Genomic DNA, 20543 nt, shown 5'->3' on the forward strand with positions numbered 1-20543 from the left:
ATGGCACAAAAAAACAATACAACCACTTCGGTTAAAGATAGTAACTATTACAAAAAGAAATTTTGGAAACTATTTTTCTATAGTTTGGGTATCATGGTTCTTTTTTTCACCTTGACAACATGGGGATTTTTTGGAAGCATGCCTTCATTTGAAGATTTAGAAAATCCAGAATCTAATTTAGCTACCGAAGTTATATCGTCTGACGGCGTAACTCTTGGTAAGTTTTATAACGAAAACCGAACGCCAATTAAGTACAATGATTTGCCACAAAGTATAGTAAGAGCATTAGTAGCTACTGAAGATGAGCGTTTTTATGAACATTCAGGAATAGATGCTCGAAGAACATTTGGCGCGGCACTAAAATTAGGTTCCAATGGCGGAGCCAGTACACTAACCCAGCAATTAGCCAAATTACTTTTTCACGGCGAAGGTTCAAAGTTTTTTGTTTATCGAATAATTCAAAAGGTGAAAGAATGGATTATTGCGGTCAAACTTGAACGTCAATATACAAAAAACGAAATTATTGCCATGTACCTCAACAAGGCCGACTTTGTAAACACCGCGGTAGGAATTCGCTCTGCATCCAAAGTTTATTTTGGTAAAGAGCCACGAGATTTAACCGTTGATGAATCCGCGATGTTTGTCGGAATGTTGAAAAATCCATCCTATTTTAATCCTTTACGTCGCATGAAAGAAGTACTTTCCAGACGAAATACCGTTTTAGGCCAAATGGTTAGAAACGGTATTTTAGATAAAGCTACCAAAGATAAATTGGCCAGTCAACCTATTGTTTTGCACTTTCATCCGGAAAGTCACAAAGAAGGAGCGGCAACGTATTTCAGAGAATTTCTTCGCGAATACATGAAAAATTGGGCCAAAGAAAATAAAAAATCAGACGGTAGTGATTATGATATTTATAGCGATGGCTTAAAAATTTATACCACCATAGATTCTAAAATTCAAGAACATGCAGAAGAAGCTGTTGGTGCGCACATGAAAAATTTACAGAAAGAGTTTTTTGCACAACAAAAAGATAATAAAAATGCTCCCTTTTTAAATATTACTCCCGAAGAAACCAAACATATCATGGATAAAGCCATGAAATCATCAGAACGCTGGCGCGTTATGAAAGATTTAGATAAATCTGAAGAAGAAATTATCACCTCATTTAGTGTAAAAACAAAAATGAAAATCTTTTCGTGGAATGGAGAAATTGATACGTTGTTGTCACCTATGGATTCTATCAGATATTACAAACATTTTCTGCAAACTGGCGTTATGTCTATGGAACCACAAACAGGGCACATCAAAGCTTGGGTCGGCGGAATCAATTATAAATATTTTCAATACGACCACGTTGGACAAGGCGCAAGACAAGTTGGTTCTACCTTCAAACCGTTTGTGTATGCAACCGCAATTGAGCAATTGGGAATGTCACCTTGCGATTCAATTATCGATTCACCGTTCACAATTCCGGTTGGAAGACATCATGTAACGGCTGCTTGGACTCCAAAAAACTCCGACAATAAATACCGTGGCATGGTAACGCTCAAAAAAGCATTGGCAAATTCTATCAATACCATTTCAGCAAAATTGATGGATAAAGTAGGTCCAGAGGCTGTAGTGGCTTTAACTAAAAAATTAGGCGTAAAATCAGAGATTCCTGTGCAACCATCTATTGCCCTTGGTGCTGTTGAAATTACAGTCGAAGATATGGTCGCCGCATACAGCACTTTTGCCAATCAGGGCGTTTATATCAAACCGCAATTTATCAGTAGAATTGAAGATAAAAATGGTGTGATTCTATACGAACCCGTTCCCGAAACGCACGATGTGTTGAACAAAGACATTGCTTATGCTGTAATTAAACTTTTGGAAGGCGTAACCGAAGAAGGTTCTGGTGTTCGATTGAGAACGCAAGGCGGTGGAAGTGGCGACAACCGCTGGACGGGTTATCCTTACTCTTTTACAAACCCAATTGCCGGAAAAACAGGAACTTCGCAAAATCAATCCGATGGTTGGTTTATTGGGATGGTTCCCAATTTGGTTACGGGTGTTTGGGTAGGTTGTGAGGACCGTTCAGCACGTTTCAAAGGAATCACTTATGGTCAGGGCGCAACCGCTGCGTTGCCTATTTGGGGCTATATGATGAAAAAATGCTATGCCGATAAAGCCTTGCTCATATCAAAAGATCCGTTTGAAAGACCTGCAAATCTTTCCATAAAAGTAGATTGTTATGCCCCAAGAAAAGTAGAAGTAGACTCGACTGTAGTCCCAACAGACGAGCAAAACACAGATGAATTTGGGTTGTAAAATTTAGGAATTAGTATGAATTTTTTTTAGAAGCTATTTCCTGCTGTACGCTGTATCTTTTCCTCGTTAAAAAAACGAGAAAAAGGATGCCGCTTCCATCAGGGCTAAAAATATTAGATTAACCAACATATCATGATCAACAAAAAAGTAAACTCCGTTCAAGATGCATTGCAGGGCATTGAAGATAATATGACCATCATGCTCGGCGGCTTTGGCCTTTGTGGAATTCCCGAAAACAGTATTGCTGAATTAGTAAAAAAAGAAACCACGGGACTAACCTGCATTTCAAACAATGCTGGTGTCGATGATTTTGGACTTGGATTGCTTTTACAAAAAAGACAAATAAAAAAAATGATTTCATCTTATGTTGGAGAAAACGCTGAATTTGAACGTCAGATGCTTTCGGGAGAGTTAGATGTTGAGTTAACGCCACAAGGAACTTTAGCCGAAAAATGCCGCGCCGCTCAAGCCGGAATTCCCGCATTTTTTACACCAGCAGGTTTTGGAACCGAAGTAGCCCAAGGAAAAGAAACTCGTGAATTCAACGGAAAAATGCACATTATGGAGCTTGCCTATAAAGCTGATTTTTCAATCGTTAAAGCCTGGAAAGGCGATGAAGCCGGAAATCTTATCTTCAAAGGAACAGCCCGAAACTTTAACGCATGCATGGCTGGTGCAGCAAAAATTACTATTGCAGAAGTCGAAGAATTATTACCTGTTGGTTCACTTGATCCAAATCACATACACATTCCAGGAATACTAGTTCAAAGAATTTTTAAAGGCGAAAAATTTGAAAAAAGAATTGAGCAAAGAACCACTAGAAAAAGAGACTAATCATGGCTTTAAATAAAAACGAAATCGCAAAACGCATAGCCAAAGAAGTTAAAGACGGTTATTATGTAAATTTAGGAATCGGAATTCCAACCTTGGTGGCTAACTATGTCCGCAATGATATTTCTGTGGAATTTCAAAGTGAAAACGGTGTCCTCGGAATGGGACCGTTCCCTTATGAAGGCGAAGAAGACGCGGATATTATCAATGCCGGAAAGCAAACCATTACTACTTTGCCAGGCGCAAGTTTCTTTGATTCCGCCTTTAGTTTTGGAATGATTCGTAGTCAGAAAGTTGACTTAACGATTCTTGGCGCAATGGAAGTTGCCGAAAACGGCGACATTGCCAACTGGAAAATTCCAGGAAAAATGGTTAAAGGAATGGGAGGCGCAATGGATTTAGTAGCTTCTGCAGAAAATATAATCGTAGCCATGATGCACGTCAATAAAGCTGGCGAAAGTAAAATCTTGAAAAAGTGTACGCTCCCATTAACGGGAGTTGGCTGTGTCAAAAAAGTAGTTACCGAACTAGCTGTTATGGAAATAACGCCAAAAGGTTTCAAATTATTAGAACGTGCACCCGGCGTCTCTGTAGAACACATTATCGCATCAACCGAAGCTGATTTAATCATTGAAGGAGAAATTCCGGAGATGGTTATCGATTAAGATACTCCAATAAAACCTCTGAAGCATTGCCAAAAGTATTCCCTTTTTCAGTGATGCTGACCGCTCGTTTTTTATTTAGTTTATACTTCAAATCAAATTCAGTGGTGAACAATATTGCCGACATAAATGGATTATTGATATAGGCACCCAACTTATCACGAGCTGCATCGATAGTATGAATTTCGATTACTTCTTCCTGCTGGAATTTGTATTTAAGTTCCAATTTTAATTCACCTTCTTCTAAAATCGGACGAACATATATATTCATCAAATCAGTGTTTCCAATGGTTTTTGCCAAGGTTAGTTTAGCAAAAGTTCCATCGGCTAAACTCGCTTTGACATTGTTGTAAAAATCGGTGAAGGTTTCGTTAAACGACATTGAATAATTATTAAAATTTAAAAAATAAAAGAATTCCTAAAATTATTAGTCCCAATGAAACGTATCCAATTCGCTTGGTACCATTTTGCTCTAAAATTTCTGAAAAAGGAATTTTGAATCTAAAGTAAATCCATTTTAAAAATGCTCCAAAATATCTTGGAACAAATTCGATTACTACTTCTATTACCAATTCTATTCCTTCACTTGCCATATCTTTATATTAAAAAAACCAACTAGCTACAAAAATCGCGGTAATCACACAAACCAAATCTACCAACAGCATAGTGCCAAGCGTGTATCTCGTATTCTTCACATTAATGCTTCCAAAGTAAACCGCAATTACATAAAAGGTCGTCTCGGCACTGCATTGGAAAATACAACTCAATCTTCCGGAGAAAGAATCCGGTCCAAAAGTCCGCATAGAATCTATCATAAAACCTCGTGAACCACCGGAGCTAAAAGGTCTTAACATTGCAACCGGTAACGAATCAGTAACTTGTTTGCTTACGCCAATATGGGAGAACACAAATGAAATTCCGTTGCTTATAATCTCGAACAAACCACTGTTTCTAAAAAAGGAAATCGCCACCAACATTCCCAACACGTAAGGAAATATTTTGACTCCGGTTTGCAAACCATTGTTGGCACCCGTCACAAAAGTATCAAAAATAGTCGTGTCTTTATCCACAAATTTTTTCTCGTGAATGAATGAGAATACCAATGTAAATCCAATTATCGCAATAAGCATCAAACCCGAAAGATTAGAGGTAAAGGCATTTTTACCTATTAAATCAAGTGTGTTTACATAAAACAATAATCCCACAATAGCGGCTATTATAGTGATCAATGCAACAACTAAAGAAGCACTTTTAAAATTTATTTTTTGTCGGATTCCAACAATTAAAAATGCTGCTATGGTTCCAATAAATGATGTAATAATACAAGGCAACATCACATCGGCAGGATTACTGGCATTTTCGGCAGCACGGTATCCAATAATTGATGTTGGAATCAATGTTAAACCCGCAGCATGGAGGCACAAAAACATAATTTGCGCATCACTAGCTTTGTCTTTCTCGGGATTTAACTCTTGTAAACTCTGCATCGCTTTAAGACCAAATGGAGTTGCAGCAGAATCTAATCCTAGAAAATTAGCAGCAAAATTCAGGGTCATATATGAGATTGATTCATGATTTTTGGGAATCGATGGGAAGATTTTAGAAAAAACGGGACTTAATTTTTTGGCTAATTTTTCTGATGCACCAGAGTCGATTAGCAGTTGCATTAATCCACAGAAAAAAGCCAAGTAAGCAATCAAAGGAATGATCAAATCCAGTAAGCTATTTTTACAAGTGGGCAACAATCCATCCGATTTTTGAACTCCAGAATATATCTTTACCGTTTTTGCTTTATAGACATAAGTAGTGTCTGTATTGAGCGTATCCTTGTTGATAATGATAGTTTGTTTTGGTGCTTTTTTTATGCTGTCTTGAACAAACTTTGGCAGTTGCTCTATATATTTTTCTGAAATTAAAATAGGATCATCTTTTTTTCCGTTCAAAACAGAATCAATTGTATAGCTGTTTCCAATACACAGACTATAAACCACAAAAGCTATAGAAGAAACAAAAATAGCTAACCAAAATCTACTTAAAACCATTTTTTTTGGTAAATATACCATTTATCAAATTTCAATAAAAAAATTCAATTAATTTTTATTCATTACAGCTTTTAAGTGGTAATCATATAAAAAATTTAGTAAATTATGTTAATTAAATTCACAAACTAATAAACGATTTATATATTTGCTAGCTTATTTACCTCAAATACCCATTATAATATTATGAAAATGAAACACTTGTTACTGCTTATTATTCTTTTTGTTGCGAATCCATTTTTTGCACAAACAAAGGAAGATATTAAAAAAATTACAGCAAATTATAATATGTCTTTGCTGAAAGAAAAAGAGATTTATTACCGAAAAAAAGCTGAAGAAGAAAAAGAAAAAGCCGTTGCAACTGCCCTAGTAAAAGGTTGGCCAATTCTAACCACGAAGGAAGACGGAAGTATTACTGAATTAATGAAACTTTCGCCAGAAGGATTGCCAATATATTACACAACCGAAAATGTAAATGCGGCAAAGTCAACTAGAACAAATTTCTTAAATACTGGAGGTGCGCTGGGCTTAAACCTAAATGGTCAAGGAATGACTGTAAGAGAATGGGACGGCGGAAATGTTAGAACCACACACAATGCTTTTGGAGGAAGAGTTACCGTGATTGACGATCCAGCAAATACAACCACCGTTTTACATTCAACACACGTTGCCGGAACTCTTGTTGCCGGTCCATCACCAGCCTCTGTAAAAGGTATGGCATATCAAGCAAACGCAAGAACTTTTAACTGGACAAATGATGATTCTGAAGCTATTTCAGAAGCACAACTAGGCATGCTAATTTCTAATCATTCCTATGGCGTTCCAATTACTACGAGCGGGACAACTTTACCCTCTTGGCTTATCGGTTCATACTCTTCAGATGCCCGCATTTGGGATGACGTTGCCTATAATGCTCCCTACTATTTAGCGGTAATGTCAGCGGGAAATGATGGGCAAACTCAAGATAATCCTGATCCAATTGCTTTTGGTTTTGACAAATTAGTAGGGAATAAAACTGCGAAAAATAATTTAATCGTTGCCAGCTGTGCCGATGTTGCCGTCGCAACTGACGGATCTACAAATCTCGCAAACATTACAATCAGTTCTTTTAGTAGTCAAGGACCAACAGATGATTTACGAGTAAAACCAGATATTACTGGTAACGGAGAAAATTTAACCTCAACCAGCAATGCTTCAAACACTGCAACTGCGGTTTTATCTGGTACCTCTATGGCTTCTCCCAACGTGGCTGGAACTTTAATTTTACTGCAGCAACACTATAAAAATTTGACTAACAGTTTTATGCGAGCTGCCACACTTAAAGGGTTAGCATGTCATACCGCCGATGACGCAGGAAATGTTGGTCCGGATGCTGTTTTTGGATGGGGTTTATTAAATGCAAAAAAAGCAGCGGAAACATTAACAAATAATGGATTAACCTCATGGGTTTCCGAAGAAAATTTAGATAACAATCAAACGTTTACGATGTCGGTCAATTCCAATGGAGCAACTCCATTAATGGCATCTATCACTTGGACAGATTTGCCCGGGCAATCAAACAATGGCAATTTACCTGCCAATGATAGTACTCCAGCATTGGTTAACGATTTAGACATTAGAATCACAAAAAATACGACTACATATTTTCCATGGAAATTAACCAATGATCCAAATAGCGATGCAATAAGAACTGGAGATAATAATGTAGATAATGTAGAACAGGTTAAAATAGACACACCACTTGCAGGAATATATACTATTACCGTAACACATAAAGGAACTCTTGTAACAGGACGTCAAAAATATTCATTAATAATTACGGGGATAAATTCTGCTTTTGCTATTAATTCTACTTCTGATAATTTAACAGTGTGCGCAAACCAAAATGCTGTATACACTTTTAATTACAAACAAACTGGCACGGGAACAACAACATTTTCTGCTTTGAGTATTCCTACGGGGGCAACAGCAACATTTTCTCCTGCAACTATGAGTGCTAATGGTGTAGTTACAATGACAATTTCTGGTTTAACCAATGTGGATCCAAATGAATATTTTGTAGGAATAAAAGGAACAAGCGCTACAGATTCAGAAACGAGATACAAAACGTTGAGAATCTATAATGCCACGTTTCAGCAGGTAGCTTTACAAACGCCTACTGATGGACAATCAGGATTATCCACTGCCGCCATTTTAAAATGGAATAGTCAAACCAACGCGCAGAGTTATACTATTCAAGTTTCAGTATCACCAACTTTTTCTAGCTTTACAGCAAATGAAGTTGTAACGAATACTTCTTATAATCTATCTGGTTTAACACAAGCTACACGATATTATTGGAGAGTAATTCCAGCCAATAACTGCGGAAATGGTCTTGTTGCTAATGCATCTGTATATTCTTTTGTAACGGGAACATTAACTTGTGGTCAAACCTTTACAGCTACTGATTTTACAAATGCTACTATTGCGACTTTACCTAACTCTATAGCCACTGTACCCTTAACGATAACTGGTGGTTACACCATTGGAAGTATGAAAGTAAATATGAATATTACCCATACTTGGATAGGCGACATCACGGTTTCGCTTATTGGTCCAGCTTCTATTGGAAGTCCAATTGTAACCTTATTAGACATTCCTTGTGGAAATAATAAAGATATCAATTGTACTATGGATGATAATGGCGGAGTACCAGCCTGCAGCGGAATCCCAGCTATAACTGGATTGATTGCGCCAGTTGACAGCCTTAGTTCTTTAAATACTTTACCAGCTGATGGTGATTGGATTTTAAAAGTTTTAGACCATAATGATCAAGATGGTGGCGTTATTAATAGCTTTAGTATCAATTTATGTCGCGTTGAAAATGCATTATCGGTTGCAACAAATCCTATTATGAGTAGCAGTGTTTATCCAAACCCAACAAAAGGGATAGTGAATGTTGCCATTCCATCTTTATCTGATACTGCGACTATAAAATTATTTGATATTCAAGGACGACAAATTCTTTCAAAAGACACAAACCAAGTGTATACGAGTTTCGGGATTGAAAACCTTCAAGATGGTATTTATTTGGTTACTATAGAAAATAATCAAGCGTCGGTTACAAAAAAGATAATATTAAGAAGAAACTAAAAAATAAAAAGTGTAAAAAAGGCTTCCGTGTTTTGGAGGCCTTTTTTTATACATGAATAATTTCGTCCTCAATCAATAAATCTTCCCTTCGTAATCGAAGGAAAATTTGTGCCACGGCAATCACATCTTTTTCACAATAAGTAACTATGCGGTCAATATCTTTTTCTACATAAAAAACATGAGCTACTTGACTGCCGTCAATATCACCTTTGGGTGATGGAATGTCTAATATTTTGGTCAATAATTTTAAGGAAGTAAAATGTTTATAATCGCCAAATTTCCACAATTCTAAAGTGTCTAAGTGCGGAATTTCCCAAGGCTTTTTGCCAAATAAATTCAACTTATTAGGAATGGCAATTTGATTAATAACCATTCTTCGAGCTATAAAAGGGAAATCAAATTCTTTTGCATTATGCCCGCACAAAATATGTTGCACTTGGTTGAAATGATTGTCGAGCAAGTTGGAAAAATCTTTTAAAATCTTTTTTTCATCACCAAAAAAAGAGGTTGTTCTAAAATTTCTAATGTCGCCTTTGTTAACAAAATAGCCTACAGAAATACAAACAATTTTACCAAACTCGGCCCATATTCCTGCGCGTTCATAAAAATCTTGTGGAGTGAATTCATCGCGTCTTTGGTATTGGGTTTTTTGCTCCCAAAGTGCTTTCATATCTTGGTCTAAACTATCGAAGTTTTGTTCTTCGGGAACTGTTTCTATATCAAGAAAAAGAATGTTATTGAGGTTTAGTTTTTCAATCATAAAACACAAATTTAACAAATTTTCACAAATTCGTTTTGTCAAAATTTTTTGTTAGTGATTAAAAATAGTTATTTATTTTTCATTAAAATAAATTATTTCTGAAAAACAGTGAAATCTATCTTGAAATAATTAAAATAAACATTGTTGATTTGTTGGATTTTCATGCTCCAACAACCATTTTTTGAGCCACAAACCTCCCGCATATCCTGTAAGTGAACCATCAATTCCTATTACGCGATGACAGGGAATCACAATCCAAAGTGGATTTTTCCCATTGGCGGAAGCCACAGCACGAATGGCTTTTACATCGCCTATCCTTTTAGATAATTCAAGATAAGAAATGGTTTTTCCAAACGGAATATTCAATAATTCTTGCCACACTTTTTGTTGAAAATCGGTTCCTTTAGGATTTATTTTAAAATCAAAATCATTCCGCTTCCCTGCAAAATAGTCATTTAATTGTGCAGTTGCTTCTTGCAGGATTTTGGGAATAGCAAGTGTAATTTCTCCTGCATCTAAAATTGAAATTATAGCAATACCATTCTCATCGCCAACAATTTTGGTCACGCCGAGTGGAGTTTGGATGAAAACAGTTTCCATTTGATACAGGTTATCAAGATTATTTTGAAAAGCTGTAAATATAGTTTTCCAAAGCATTTAATTCCTCATCGCTCATGCTTTTGGTAATAGCAAAATTGGCTTTCATAATTTCATATTGAGATGGGTCAACTATAGGTTCGCTTTCTTCTTTAAGAAATAAAACAATACTTTGATTTTTTGCTTTATATATTTTAGCGATTTTAGCTAGACTCGGTCCAATAGTTTTTTGTTTTGCTTGATGACAAGCAATACAATTTCCTTTGTTTTCAAATAATTCTTTACCCGAAATTTTTTCTGTAAAAGTAGGTTTTTCGGGCTGTTTTTGATTTTCATTTTTACAGGAAAGAAAAATGAAAAACATAATTATTGAAACAATTTTTTTCATTGTTTACGAAATTAATTTCACAACATCTTTTGCAAAATAACTAGCAATAATATCGGCACCAGCACGTTTAATAGCCGTTACTTGCTCTAGCATCACTGCGTCATGATCAATCCAACCTCTTTGTGCTGCTGCTTTTATCATAGCATATTCTCCAGAAACTTGATACACCGCTACTGGAACTTCAGACATGTTTTTTATTTCCCGAACAATATCGAGGTACGCAATGCCTGGTTTTACCATAACAATATCAGCACCTTCCTCTATATCCATTCTGGTTTCTCGGAGTGCTTCCAACCGATTATGGTAATCCATTTGATAGGTTTTTTTGTCTTTTGGGATGTTTTGCAAATCTACTGGTGCCGAATCTAATGCATCTCGAAAAGGGCCATAATGTGCAGATGCATACTTGGCAGAATACGCCAATATTCCTGTATTTATAAAACCTTCATCCTCTAATACCTCCCGAATTTCAAGAATTCTACCATCCATCATATCGCTGGGAGCAACAATATCTGCGCCAGCTTTTGCATGAGAAACACTCATTTCTGCCAAAAATAAAGCGGTGTCATCATTTACAATTTGTCCGTTTTCGATAATTCCGTCATGACCATAAATCGAATACGGATCGAGTGCCACATCGGTCATGACTATCATTTCTGGACAAACATTTTTTACGGTTTTAATGGCTCGTTGCATCAATCCATTCGGATTTAAAGCTTCTGTTCCTTTATTATCTTTTAAATTATCGGGGACTTTTACAAATAGTAAAACCGATTTTAATCCCAATTTCCAGAGTTCTTTGACCTCTTTTTCTAAATTATCCAAACTCAATCGGAAATAATTAGGCATCGACGGAATTTCTTCTCTCACTCCTTTACTTTCAACTACAAACAATGGTACAATAAAATCGTGCGGTGAAAGAATAGTTTCACGAACCAAACTTCTTATAGATTCATTGGTTCTTAAACGGCGGTTTCTTCTTAATGGGAACATATTGATTTTTGATTTAAGAGTTACGATTGCTAATTTTTGATTTAAAAGATAATTTTGAGGTCAGGAAACTGAAATCAAAACTCGTTAATTCTCAATCTACAATCCAATTTTTAGGTTTTTCTAATACTTTAATTAATTTTTCTTCTTCGCTACCACCTTCTGGATGATTATCATAAACCCATTGCACATGTGGTGGTAAACTCATCAAAATCGATTCAATTCGACCGTTCGTTTTTAAGCCAAATAATGTTCCTTTATCGTGAACCAAATTGAATTCTACATAACGACCACGTCGGATTTCTTGCCAAGTTCTTTGTGCTTCTGTAAATGGTAAATCCTTTCTTTTTTCTACAATTGGAACGTAGGCTTCTAAAAAACTGTTTCCAACTTCGGTTACGAAATTGTACCAATCATCCATTCTCATTTCGTTTGTTTCCTTGCAATAATCAAAGAACAACCCGCCAATTCCACGCGCTTCATTGCGATGTGTGTTCCAAAAATATTCATCGCATTGTTTTTTAAATGTTGGATAAAAATCCGAATTGTGTTTGTCGCACGAGTTTTTACAAGTTTGATGGAAATGAATAGCATCTTCTTCAAACAGATAATATGGTGTTAAATCTTGTCCGCCACCAAACCATGAATTGATTACTTTCCTTGAACCTGTATTGAGTGTAGTCGAAGTATCATACATTTCGAAATAGCGCCAATTGGCATGAACCGTAGGCACCATTGGGTTTTTTGGATGCATTACTAAACTCAATCCACAAGCGAAAAAATCGGCTTCGCTAACGTTGAATAGTTGACGCATGGCTTCAGGCAATTTTCCGTGAACTGCCGAAATGTTTACACCGCCTTTTTCAAAAACTTTACCATTTTCAATAACACGAGTTCTTCCTCCTCCGCCTTCTGGTCGTTCCCAAATGTCTTCACGAAATTTAGCATTTCCTTCTACTGCTTCTAATCCAGCAACGATTTGGTCTTGTAGGTATTGTAGGTATTGGTAGAATTTATTTTTCATTAATTAAATATTGTAATTTCAGTTGGCTACAATTTGTAACCAACTCATTTTTTTAACTGGTGACAATTTGTAACAAGTTCAAAATAGAATTTATTTTACTCCGATTGCATTTTCAGTTGTACGAGATTATCGTACATCTCACTTCCTACTAATTTTAATTTCTTTTTTAAATCAGTCCAATATCTTTTTGGAATGGTACTTTCAGTTAAAACTTGTACAACATCTACAATAGAAAAATACCATTTTTCATCGTCTTCATTCCAAAGTGAACGAATTTGTTTTTGTTCAAATAATTTTATTGCGGTTTCTTTGGTCATAATAATTTGTTTTTATTAAACTAACCTTAATTTATCTGGAGATGGAAATTTCACAGGGATTAATAATAATTTAAAAGGCACTTTATCCATTTCAATTTCTGATATTTTCAAGTCCATTAAATGGTTTTCAACACAGTAATTTATAACTAATTTCAAATAACGTCTAATAACCATTAATGGTAAAAATTCATTTCCTTTAAAAAGCATCCATTCCATTAAATCTTTTTTACCTTTTGAACTATTACATGTTTTACAGGCATAAACCAAATTATCTCCGCTATCTTTTCCTCCTAATTTTTGTGCTAAAATATGGTCTAATGCAAGTTGTTCAGTAGAATTGCAATAATTACATTTTGTTCCTATTGATAATTTTACTTTCTCATCATCAAAAAGAGTTCTAACATTCATTTCTCCATTTAAAAGCCCTTTATATAGTTTAGCTCTAATGCTATAATTAAACTTATCAAACTTTGTTTGTTTGTTATCAATTGCCGAATGTGCCATTGCTAAGTTAGCGTAAGCATAAAACAAATGTTCTTTTAAAGTTAATTGGCTGATATCAATATTTGCTTTTGCCATTATGAATTATACTCCTTCACAGCTTCAATAAATGCTTTCGCATGATCTACAGGAATATTTGGTAAAATTCCATGACCCAGGTTTACAATATAATTGTCTTTTCCGAATTCGTTTATCATTTCGTGTACCATTTTTTTGATAGTTGGAATTGGAGATAACAATCTTGATGGATCAAAATTTCCTTGTAATGTGATTTTTCCACCTGTTAAATAACGTGCATTTCTTGCCGAACAAGTCCAATCTACACCAAGCGCCGATGCCTTACTTTTTGCCATATCATTTAATGCAAACCAACATCCTTTTCCGAAAACAATAACTTTTGTGTCTTCTGCCAAAGCGTCAACTATTTGGTTGATGTATTTCCAAGAGAATTCTTGATAATCTACTGGTGATAACATGCCGCCCCAAGAATCAAAAATCTGAACGGCATTACAACCAGCTTTTACTTTTCCTTTTAGATATAAAATCGTGGTATCGGTGATTTTTTGTAATAATGTATGCGCCGCAATTGGATTAGAAAAACAAAATCCTTTGGCAGTATCAAAACTTTTAGAACCTTTTCCTTCAACACAATAGCAGAAAATGGTCCAAGGCGAACCTGCAAAACCAATTAGTGGAACCTCATCGTTCAACATTTCTTTGGTCAATTTGATAGCATCAAAAACGTAACCTAAAGTTTCATGAACATCTGGAACAATAACTTGGTTTACTTGTTCCATCGTTCGGATTGGATTTGGGATTATTGGTCCCAAATTGTCTTTCAATTCTACGTGAATTCCCATTGCTCTGGGAACTACCAATATATCTGAAAACAAAATTGCGGCATCTGGTTTTACAATTCTAATAGGTTGAACCGTAATTTCTGCTGCTAATTCTGGAGTTTCGCATCGTGTAAAAAAATCGTATTTATCACGCAATGCTCTGAATTCTGGTAAGTATCTTCCAGCTTGACGCATCATCCAAACTGGTGGACGTTCTACGGTTTCGTTGTTTAATGCTCGAAGGAATAAGTCGTTTTTGATCATTTTTATTATGATATTTAACCCTTTTAGGGTTTCAAACCCTGAAAGGGTTTTTTAGTTAGTGTAATATTCTATAACTTCATTAATCACATTTTCAACCGATGGTTTTTCTGCAATTATGATGTTTTTTATTTTTTTATTTTCTAATGCTTCTGCGGTAGTTTCGCCTATGCAAAAGCACATCTCATCTTTTATTGTATTCAATTTCAAATAACTTTCAACTGCTGATGGACTGAAAAACAGAATTCCGTCTAATTTATTTGATGTTTTTTTTGAGGTTAATTTGGTTTCATACACTTCAATTTCGTTGAATGTGATTCCGTTTTCTTTAAGTGTATTTGGCAAAATATCTCGACGTAAATTTCCACTAAAAAAAGTGAAAGATTCGCCAGAATAAATCAATGTAATTATTTCGGATAAATCGGATGCATAACCAGTGTAAGCAACAACATTGAATCCGTTTTGGGTTAATAAATCTTTGGTTTTCATCCCAACAGAAAAGACATTTTTACTTTTTAGTTCTTCGCATTTTGGATGTTGTAAAATACTTTGAACTGCATTTTGACTTGTAAAAATCAGATTGTCATTTACTTTTGAAAGTTCGAAATTATTGATAGTTGTTTCGATAAAATCTTCTTCAATAACTGTAAAATGGGCGTCTAATAACTCTTGCTTTTGATTTGGCAAAAGCTTTTTAGTAGATAGTATGTTGAATTGTTTTGTCATTGTTTACTGTAAAATACGGTATCAATAAAATATAAAATACCATCTTGTGTTAATACATTTTCATCATGTAAATCTTCGAGAATTATTCCTAATTCAGAATTATAATAATCATGATTTCTTGTGTTTTCAAAGCCGTTAGCCATCATAAATTCTTTAACTTGATGTAAATTTGTTGGTTGATTTGCTTTTACAAAAGGTTGTTCAACTAAAGCAAATAGAACTTCATCAACAAAACAAAAACCAACTAATGTGTAAGAAGTTTCAGGAAAGAAGTAATTATTTAATAATAAATTCGTAAAATAATCTTGCCAAGAGGAATAGTAAATTGAATCGTTTAATTTATATACTGTTTTTTCGTTTTTTATATAAACTTTCTGTTCCGCACCTTCAGAAATAAATAAATCAAAATTTACTTTGTTATTAGCCCAAAGGTTACTCTCATTACAAAATTCAATTATGTTTTTTGTTTCTTCTTGTTTGTAGTGCTTATTGTTTTTAACCATTGAGCTTGCTGTTTGGCTTGCTCCAAGGTAACTGGCAACTGTTTGGATAAGAGTTCTTTTGCTAGTTCCGCTCTTTCCTTGAATGATATTTTGTAGTTCATCTTTTACGATTTTTATATCCATACAAATATAATGCTTTTTTTACAAATTGAATTTTTCAAAAATAACAAAGACTATTTCTTCAATTGTTTCTTAATCTCTGCCATTAATTCGCTTCCCCCATCATTCAGAATTTCTTGCGCCGCATTAAAACCAAGTTTCTTCCATTCAGAAATATCCACTATTTTATCGATTTCTAGTTTTTGTTTTCCGTCAATTGATAGTAAAACTCCTTTAAAATTGATAGTATCTTCCTTTTCATTATACCTTGCAATTGCTCCGATTGGCGCAGTACATCCGCCTTCGAGTGTTTTTAGAAATTGTCTTTCTATGTATGTGCAAATTTCAGTTTCAATGTGATTGAGTTGCGAAAGTGCTTCCAATGTAAAATTGTCATCAGCCATGGCAACAACAACCATTGCGCCTTGAGCTGGCGCAGGAATCATCCAATCAAGATTGATGTAATTATCTGGTTTTAAATTGATTCTTTCTAATCCTGCTGCTGCAAAAACGGCTCCGTTCCAGTCGTTTTCTTGCAATTTTTGCATTCTGGTATTAACGTTTCCACGTAAATCGACTACGGTATGACTTGGATATTTATTCCACCACATCGCTTGACGACGCAAACTTCCTGTGGCAATTGTTATAGGAATCACATCAGCTGTGTGTAAAAAATCAGTGCTATATTTATGAACCAAAATATCTAATGTGTTAGCTCTTTCCAAAACGGCAGCTTGAACAATACCAATTGGTAATGCAGTTGGCACATCTTTCATCGAATGTACAGCAATATCAACTTGCCCATTAATCATGGCAATGTCTAAAGTTTTTGTGAAAATTCCAGTAATTCCTAGTTCGTAAAGTGGTTTGTCGAGAATGATGTCTCCGTCTGATTTAACGGCTACAATTTGAGTTGAATATCCTAAATTTTGAAGTTGTTTTTGAACAGTGTGTGCTTGCCAAAGTGCGAGTTCACTATCGCGAGTTCCTATTCGTATTGTTTTTTTAGTCACTTTGCTTTAATTTTCCAGTAAAAAGTACTGCTTAAAAAAATGATTTTTCTTGATCTAATTGGAATACTTTTTCAATCCATTCAATTCCTTCATCAATTGAATCGCCATCTTTTAAGTGATTTACAAAATGGTTTGTAATTTTTTGGATAATTCTGTTACTGATTAATTGTGCCTGTTCTTCATCAAAATTTGATAATTTTTTGCGTTGTACGTTCAACTCTCCTTCTTTTATAGCATTTAATTTTTCTTTTAATGCTTGTATTGTCGGCGCAAATTTTCTGTTTTTGGTCCATTCCACAAACTCTGTCTTGATTTCCTCAATAATAGCTTCTGCTGCTGGAATATGAAGTTTACGATTTTCCAATGTTTCATCCGTTATTTGTGACAAATAATCAAGATGAATTAAAGTAACACCTTCTACACTGGTGACGTTTTCATGTACATTTTTGGGAATCGATAAATCTAAAATCAACAATGGTTTTTTTAGATTTAATAATGTTTTGTCTATGGTTGGATTTTGAGCTCCCGTAGCTACAACAACTACATCTGCATTTTGTAATTCGAGTTGTAAATCAGCATAATCTTTTACAATTACATCTAATTTTTGAGCTAATTTTTCTGCTTTATCTTTGGTTCTGTTGATTAAAGTAATTTGCTCATGTTTGGTGTGTTTTACCAAATTTTCGCAAGTGTTTCTTCCTATTTTTCCCGTCCCAAAAAGCAAAATGTTCTTATTAGTAATATCCGTAACGTTTTTAATAATGTATTGTACCGAGGCAAAAGAAACCGATGTTGCTCCTGATGAAATTTCGGTATCTGTTTTGATTCTTTTACTCGCTTGTATCACTGAATTCAATAATCTTTCAAGGAAAGAATTTACCAAACCGTTTGATTTACTTTCGTTAAAAGCAATTTTTAATTGACTAATAATCTCAAAATCGCCAAGAATTTGACTGTCTAAACCCGTTCCTACGCGAAACATATGATTAACCGCTTCTTGATTTTTATAAATATATGCCACTTCCTGAAATTCTTCAACAGTTCCCTGACTGTTTTCGCAAAGTAATTTTATTAATTGATACGGATGGTTGGCAAAACCGTAAATCTCTGTTCTGTTGCAGGTTGATGTAACGATTAAAGAGTCTATTCCCTCGGCTTCAGCCTGAATTAAAATCGTTGCTTTTGCAGCTGCATCTAAACTAAATTTTCCTCTTAGGGATGCATCCGCTTTTTTATAACTCAACCCCAAGGCATAAAAAGAAGTGTGCTTCGACATATTAAAATTTTCCATATTTATACTTTACTTAAAAAGTTCAACAAAATTATTATTTACAAATTTATAAAAGTAACGCTGTAAGTACTTTTAGTGTCGCTGTGAGATTTTTTAACCATCACTTGTCTTTCTGGCGTTATTTATTCTAAATTTGTACTGAAATTAAGTCATGGTAAATTATTTATATAGATTCATTCTAAATAATATTTTTACTAGATTTCGAATTATATACGAAAAAATATCGCTATGGGTTCTCAAGAAATAATAACTATTGAAAATGACTTTACTTTGATTCGCTTTCAGAATGACGGAAATGAAAATTTTTATATAAAAAAATCTGTAAATCAAGGGCTTATTCAATTTCATTTTGGTATAAAAGGTAAAGCAAAATTCATTTTTAATGATGGAACCTATGCGCTAGAATTACGAGATGAAAAATCACTTTTGTTTTATAATCCACAAAAAGAATTGCCTTTGAATTTAGAATTAGCTCCAAATTCTTGGATGATTTCGGTTATTATTTCTATACAAAAATTTCATAGTTTGTTTTCAAAAGATGCGCATCACATTCCGTTTTTGAGTGAAGATAATAAGGATAAAAAATATTATAAAGAGAACGACATAAGTCCGTCGATGGCAATTGTATTGAGTCAGTTGTTTCATTATAATTTAAACCCATCTATTAAAAACTTATACTATAAAGGAAAAGGATACGAACTGTTAAGTTTGTATTTCAATCGTTCCGAAGATCCAAATGCAGAACAATGTCCGTTTTTGATTGATGAAGAAAATGTATTAAAGATTAGAAAAGCAAAAGAAATTATTATTGCTAATATGGCTGAACCACCAGGACTAGAGGAGCTGTCGGAAAAAGTAGGTTTGAGTTTGAAAAAACTAAAAATGGGTTTTAAGCAAATTTATGGTGATACGGTTTATGGTTTTTTAATTGATTATAAAATGGATTTTGCCCGACAATTATTAGATAGCGGTTCTTATAATGTGAACGAAGTTGGTTTAAAAATTGGCTATAGTACCGGAAGTCATTTTATTGCCGCATTCAAGAAAAAATTTGCCACAACTCCAAAAAAATATTTAATGTCGATAAATCAAAATACAGCCTAACATCAATCTCGTATATGCTAGTATCAATAAAAAATTAACCCCTCATTAAGTCAAAAAAGAAGTTTTATTACTTTTATAAAAAATTATAAATTGAAATTCCTCATTTTTTGAAATAACAAAAAAAAAAACTATGAAAGGAGTATTATTAGTAAATTTAGGATCGCCCGAAAGCCCAACTGCAAAAGATGTAAAACCATATCTTGATGAATTTTTAATGGACAGATTTGTAATCGATGTCCCGTTTTTACTTCGTGCTTTATTAGTTCGCGGTATTATTTTGCAAACCAGACCCAAAAAATCAGCGGCAGCTTATGCTAAAATTTGGTGGGAAGAAGGTTCGCCTTTGGTAGTTATATCAAAACGAATGCAGAAAAAAGTACAACAATTAGTAGATTTACCAACAGCTTTATCGATGCGTTATGGTACTATGACCATCTTAAAAGGATTGCAAGAACTGCACGACAAGGGCGTAAATGAAGTCCTACTTTTCCCTTTATATCCGCAGCATGCGATGGCATCTACTACTACCATCGTGGTTTTAGCAGAAGAATTGCGCGCAAAACATTTTCCAGAAATGAAGTTTACTATTGTTCCTGCTTTTTATAATAAAGAGAGTTACATTAAAGCTTTAGGAAATTCGATTAAAAAACAATTGGAAGGTTATGAATACGATCATTTACTGTTTTCTTATCACGGAATTCCAAAACGCCATATTCGCAAAACTGATATTACCAAATCACACTGTAAAATAGACGGTTCTTGCTGTAACACGCCATCATTGGCACACGAATTTTGCTACCGTCATCAATGTTATGAAACCACAAAACAGGTGGTGAAATATTTGGGAATCCCCGAAGAAAAATACAGTCAATCATTTCAATCCAGATTAGCTGGTGACAAATGGTTAACGCCTTACACCGATGTTGAAATAAACAAAATGCCCGAAAAAGGAATTAATAGATTGGCGGTTGTAACTCCAGCTTTCGTATCGGATTGTTTAGAAACTTTGGAAGAAATCGCCATGGAAGCCAATCACGAATTTAAAGTGCATGGCGGCGAAGAGTTTAGAGCAATACCGTGTATGAATGATGGTGACGAATGGTGCGCCACGGTTGCAGATTGGATAAAGGACTGGGAGAAAAAAGACTAAACA

21 protein-coding genes are annotated in these 20543 nt (G+C 34.6%); 6 read left to right on the top strand and 15 right to left on the bottom strand.

Annotation, left to right across the window (positions count from 1 at the left end):
* The 3 genes from Q0Q96_RS12045 (at nt 1) to Q0Q96_RS12055 (ending at nt 3809) form a co-directional block, all read left to right on the top strand.
* Nucleotides 1-2313 (top strand): transglycosylase domain-containing protein, encoded by a 2313-nt coding sequence (locus tag Q0Q96_RS12045; RefSeq protein ID WP_293875754.1) that lies wholly within the window; start codon nt 1-3, stop codon nt 2311-2313.
* A 132-nt stretch (nt 2314-2445) separates the two neighbouring features.
* A complete protein-coding gene (locus Q0Q96_RS12050; RefSeq protein WP_293875756.1) occupies nt 2446-3147 on the top strand; it encodes a CoA transferase subunit A in 702 nt (233 codons plus the stop codon).
* A 2-nt stretch (nt 3148-3149) separates the two neighbouring features.
* The gene (locus Q0Q96_RS12055) at nt 3150-3809 is read left to right on the top strand and encodes a CoA transferase subunit B (RefSeq protein ID WP_293875758.1); all 660 of its coding nucleotides are present in this window, start codon (nt 3150-3152) and stop codon (nt 3807-3809) included.
* Here the strand turns inward: Q0Q96_RS12055 and Q0Q96_RS12060 are convergent.
* Genes Q0Q96_RS12060 through Q0Q96_RS12070 form a run of 3 tightly spaced genes read right to left on the bottom strand, consistent with a single transcriptional unit; the run spans nt 3799 to nt 5848 of the window.
* Entirely contained in the window at nt 3799-4188 is a 390-nt protein-coding gene (locus Q0Q96_RS12060) for a hypothetical protein (RefSeq protein WP_293875760.1), read from the bottom strand. The two genes, Q0Q96_RS12055 and Q0Q96_RS12060, sit on opposite strands and share 11 nt — an antisense overlap.
* A 10-nt stretch (nt 4189-4198) precedes the next feature.
* Nucleotides 4199-4399, bottom strand: a complete 201-nt coding sequence (locus Q0Q96_RS12065) for a hypothetical protein (protein ID WP_293875762.1) — start codon at nt 4397-4399, stop codon at nt 4199-4201.
* 9 nt (nt 4400-4408) lie between these two features.
* Nucleotides 4409-5848, bottom strand: coding sequence for a nucleoside recognition domain-containing protein (locus Q0Q96_RS12070; protein WP_293875764.1), 1440 nt, complete (start codon nt 5846-5848; stop codon nt 4409-4411).
* 189 nt (nt 5849-6037) lie between these two features.
* Between Q0Q96_RS12070 and Q0Q96_RS12075 the strand changes: the two genes are divergently transcribed.
* The gene (locus tag Q0Q96_RS12075; RefSeq protein ID WP_293875766.1) at nt 6038-8977 is read left to right on the top strand and encodes a S8 family serine peptidase; all 2940 of its coding nucleotides are present in this window, start codon (nt 6038-6040) and stop codon (nt 8975-8977) included.
* Nucleotides 8978-9023: 46 nt separating this feature from the next.
* Here the strand turns inward: Q0Q96_RS12075 and Q0Q96_RS12080 are convergent, their stop codons facing one another.
* From Q0Q96_RS12080 to hemA, 12 genes are all read right to left on the bottom strand, one after another.
* Entirely contained in the window at nt 9024-9737 is a 714-nt protein-coding gene (locus tag Q0Q96_RS12080) for a 3'-5' exonuclease (protein WP_293875768.1), read from the bottom strand.
* Nucleotides 9738-9866: 129 nt separating this feature from the next.
* Nucleotides 9867-10337: a methylated-DNA--[protein]-cysteine S-methyltransferase gene (locus tag Q0Q96_RS12085; protein ID WP_293875769.1), complete on the bottom strand. Its 471-nt coding sequence runs from the start codon at nt 10335-10337 to the stop codon at nt 9867-9869.
* 19 nt (nt 10338-10356) lie between these two features.
* Nucleotides 10357-10722, bottom strand: coding sequence for a c-type cytochrome (locus Q0Q96_RS12090; RefSeq protein ID WP_293875770.1), 366 nt, complete (start codon nt 10720-10722; stop codon nt 10357-10359).
* Nucleotides 10723-10725: 3 nt separating this feature from the next.
* Nucleotides 10726-11715: a porphobilinogen synthase gene (hemB, locus tag Q0Q96_RS12095; RefSeq protein ID WP_293875771.1), complete on the bottom strand. Its 990-nt coding sequence runs from the start codon at nt 11713-11715 to the stop codon at nt 10726-10728.
* A gap of 91 nt (nt 11716-11806) precedes the next feature.
* On the bottom strand, nt 11807-12736 hold the full coding sequence (gene hemF, locus Q0Q96_RS12100) for an oxygen-dependent coproporphyrinogen oxidase (protein WP_293875772.1): 930 nt from the start codon (nt 12734-12736) through the stop codon (nt 11807-11809).
* A gap of 95 nt (nt 12737-12831) precedes the next feature.
* Nucleotides 12832-13053 (bottom strand): hypothetical protein, encoded by a 222-nt coding sequence (locus Q0Q96_RS12105; protein ID WP_293875774.1) that lies wholly within the window; start codon nt 13051-13053, stop codon nt 12832-12834.
* Between the two features lie 15 nt (nt 13054-13068).
* Complete coding sequence (locus Q0Q96_RS12110; protein WP_293875776.1) at nt 13069-13632, bottom strand: HNH endonuclease; 564 nt, start codon at nt 13630-13632, stop codon at nt 13069-13071.
* The gene (gene hemE, locus Q0Q96_RS12115; RefSeq protein ID WP_293875778.1) at nt 13632-14657 is read right to left on the bottom strand and encodes a uroporphyrinogen decarboxylase; all 1026 of its coding nucleotides are present in this window, start codon (nt 14655-14657) and stop codon (nt 13632-13634) included. The genes Q0Q96_RS12110 and hemE overlap by 1 nt, the downstream gene beginning before the upstream one ends.
* Nucleotides 14658-14708: 51 nt before the next feature.
* A complete protein-coding gene (locus Q0Q96_RS12120) occupies nt 14709-15380 on the bottom strand; it encodes a uroporphyrinogen-III synthase (protein WP_293875780.1) in 672 nt (223 codons plus the stop codon).
* Nucleotides 15377-16006: a hypothetical protein gene (locus tag Q0Q96_RS12125; RefSeq protein WP_293875782.1), complete on the bottom strand. Its 630-nt coding sequence runs from the start codon at nt 16004-16006 to the stop codon at nt 15377-15379. Before Q0Q96_RS12125 ends, Q0Q96_RS12120 begins: the two co-directional genes overlap by 4 nt.
* A 50-nt stretch (nt 16007-16056) precedes the next feature.
* Nucleotides 16057-16995, bottom strand: a complete 939-nt coding sequence (gene hemC / locus Q0Q96_RS12130) for a hydroxymethylbilane synthase (RefSeq protein WP_293875784.1) — start codon at nt 16993-16995, stop codon at nt 16057-16059.
* Between the two features lie 31 nt (nt 16996-17026).
* A complete protein-coding gene (gene hemA / locus Q0Q96_RS12135; protein WP_293875786.1) occupies nt 17027-18286 on the bottom strand; it encodes a glutamyl-tRNA reductase in 1260 nt (419 codons plus the stop codon).
* A gap of 228 nt (nt 18287-18514) precedes the next feature.
* Here hemA and Q0Q96_RS12140 point away from each other — a divergent pair, with 228 nt between their 5' ends.
* The gene (locus Q0Q96_RS12140) at nt 18515-19390 is read left to right on the top strand and encodes an AraC family transcriptional regulator (protein ID WP_293875788.1); all 876 of its coding nucleotides are present in this window, start codon (nt 18515-18517) and stop codon (nt 19388-19390) included.
* Between the two features lie 130 nt (nt 19391-19520).
* A complete protein-coding gene (gene hemH / locus Q0Q96_RS12145) occupies nt 19521-20540 on the top strand; it encodes a ferrochelatase (protein ID WP_293875790.1) in 1020 nt (339 codons plus the stop codon).
* The last annotated feature ends 3 nt before the right edge of the window (nt 20541-20543 follow it).

It is taken from the genome of Flavobacterium sp., assembly GCF_025352015.1.
In the GTDB taxonomy this organism is placed as follows: Bacteria; Bacteroidota; Bacteroidia; order Flavobacteriales; family Flavobacteriaceae; genus Flavobacterium.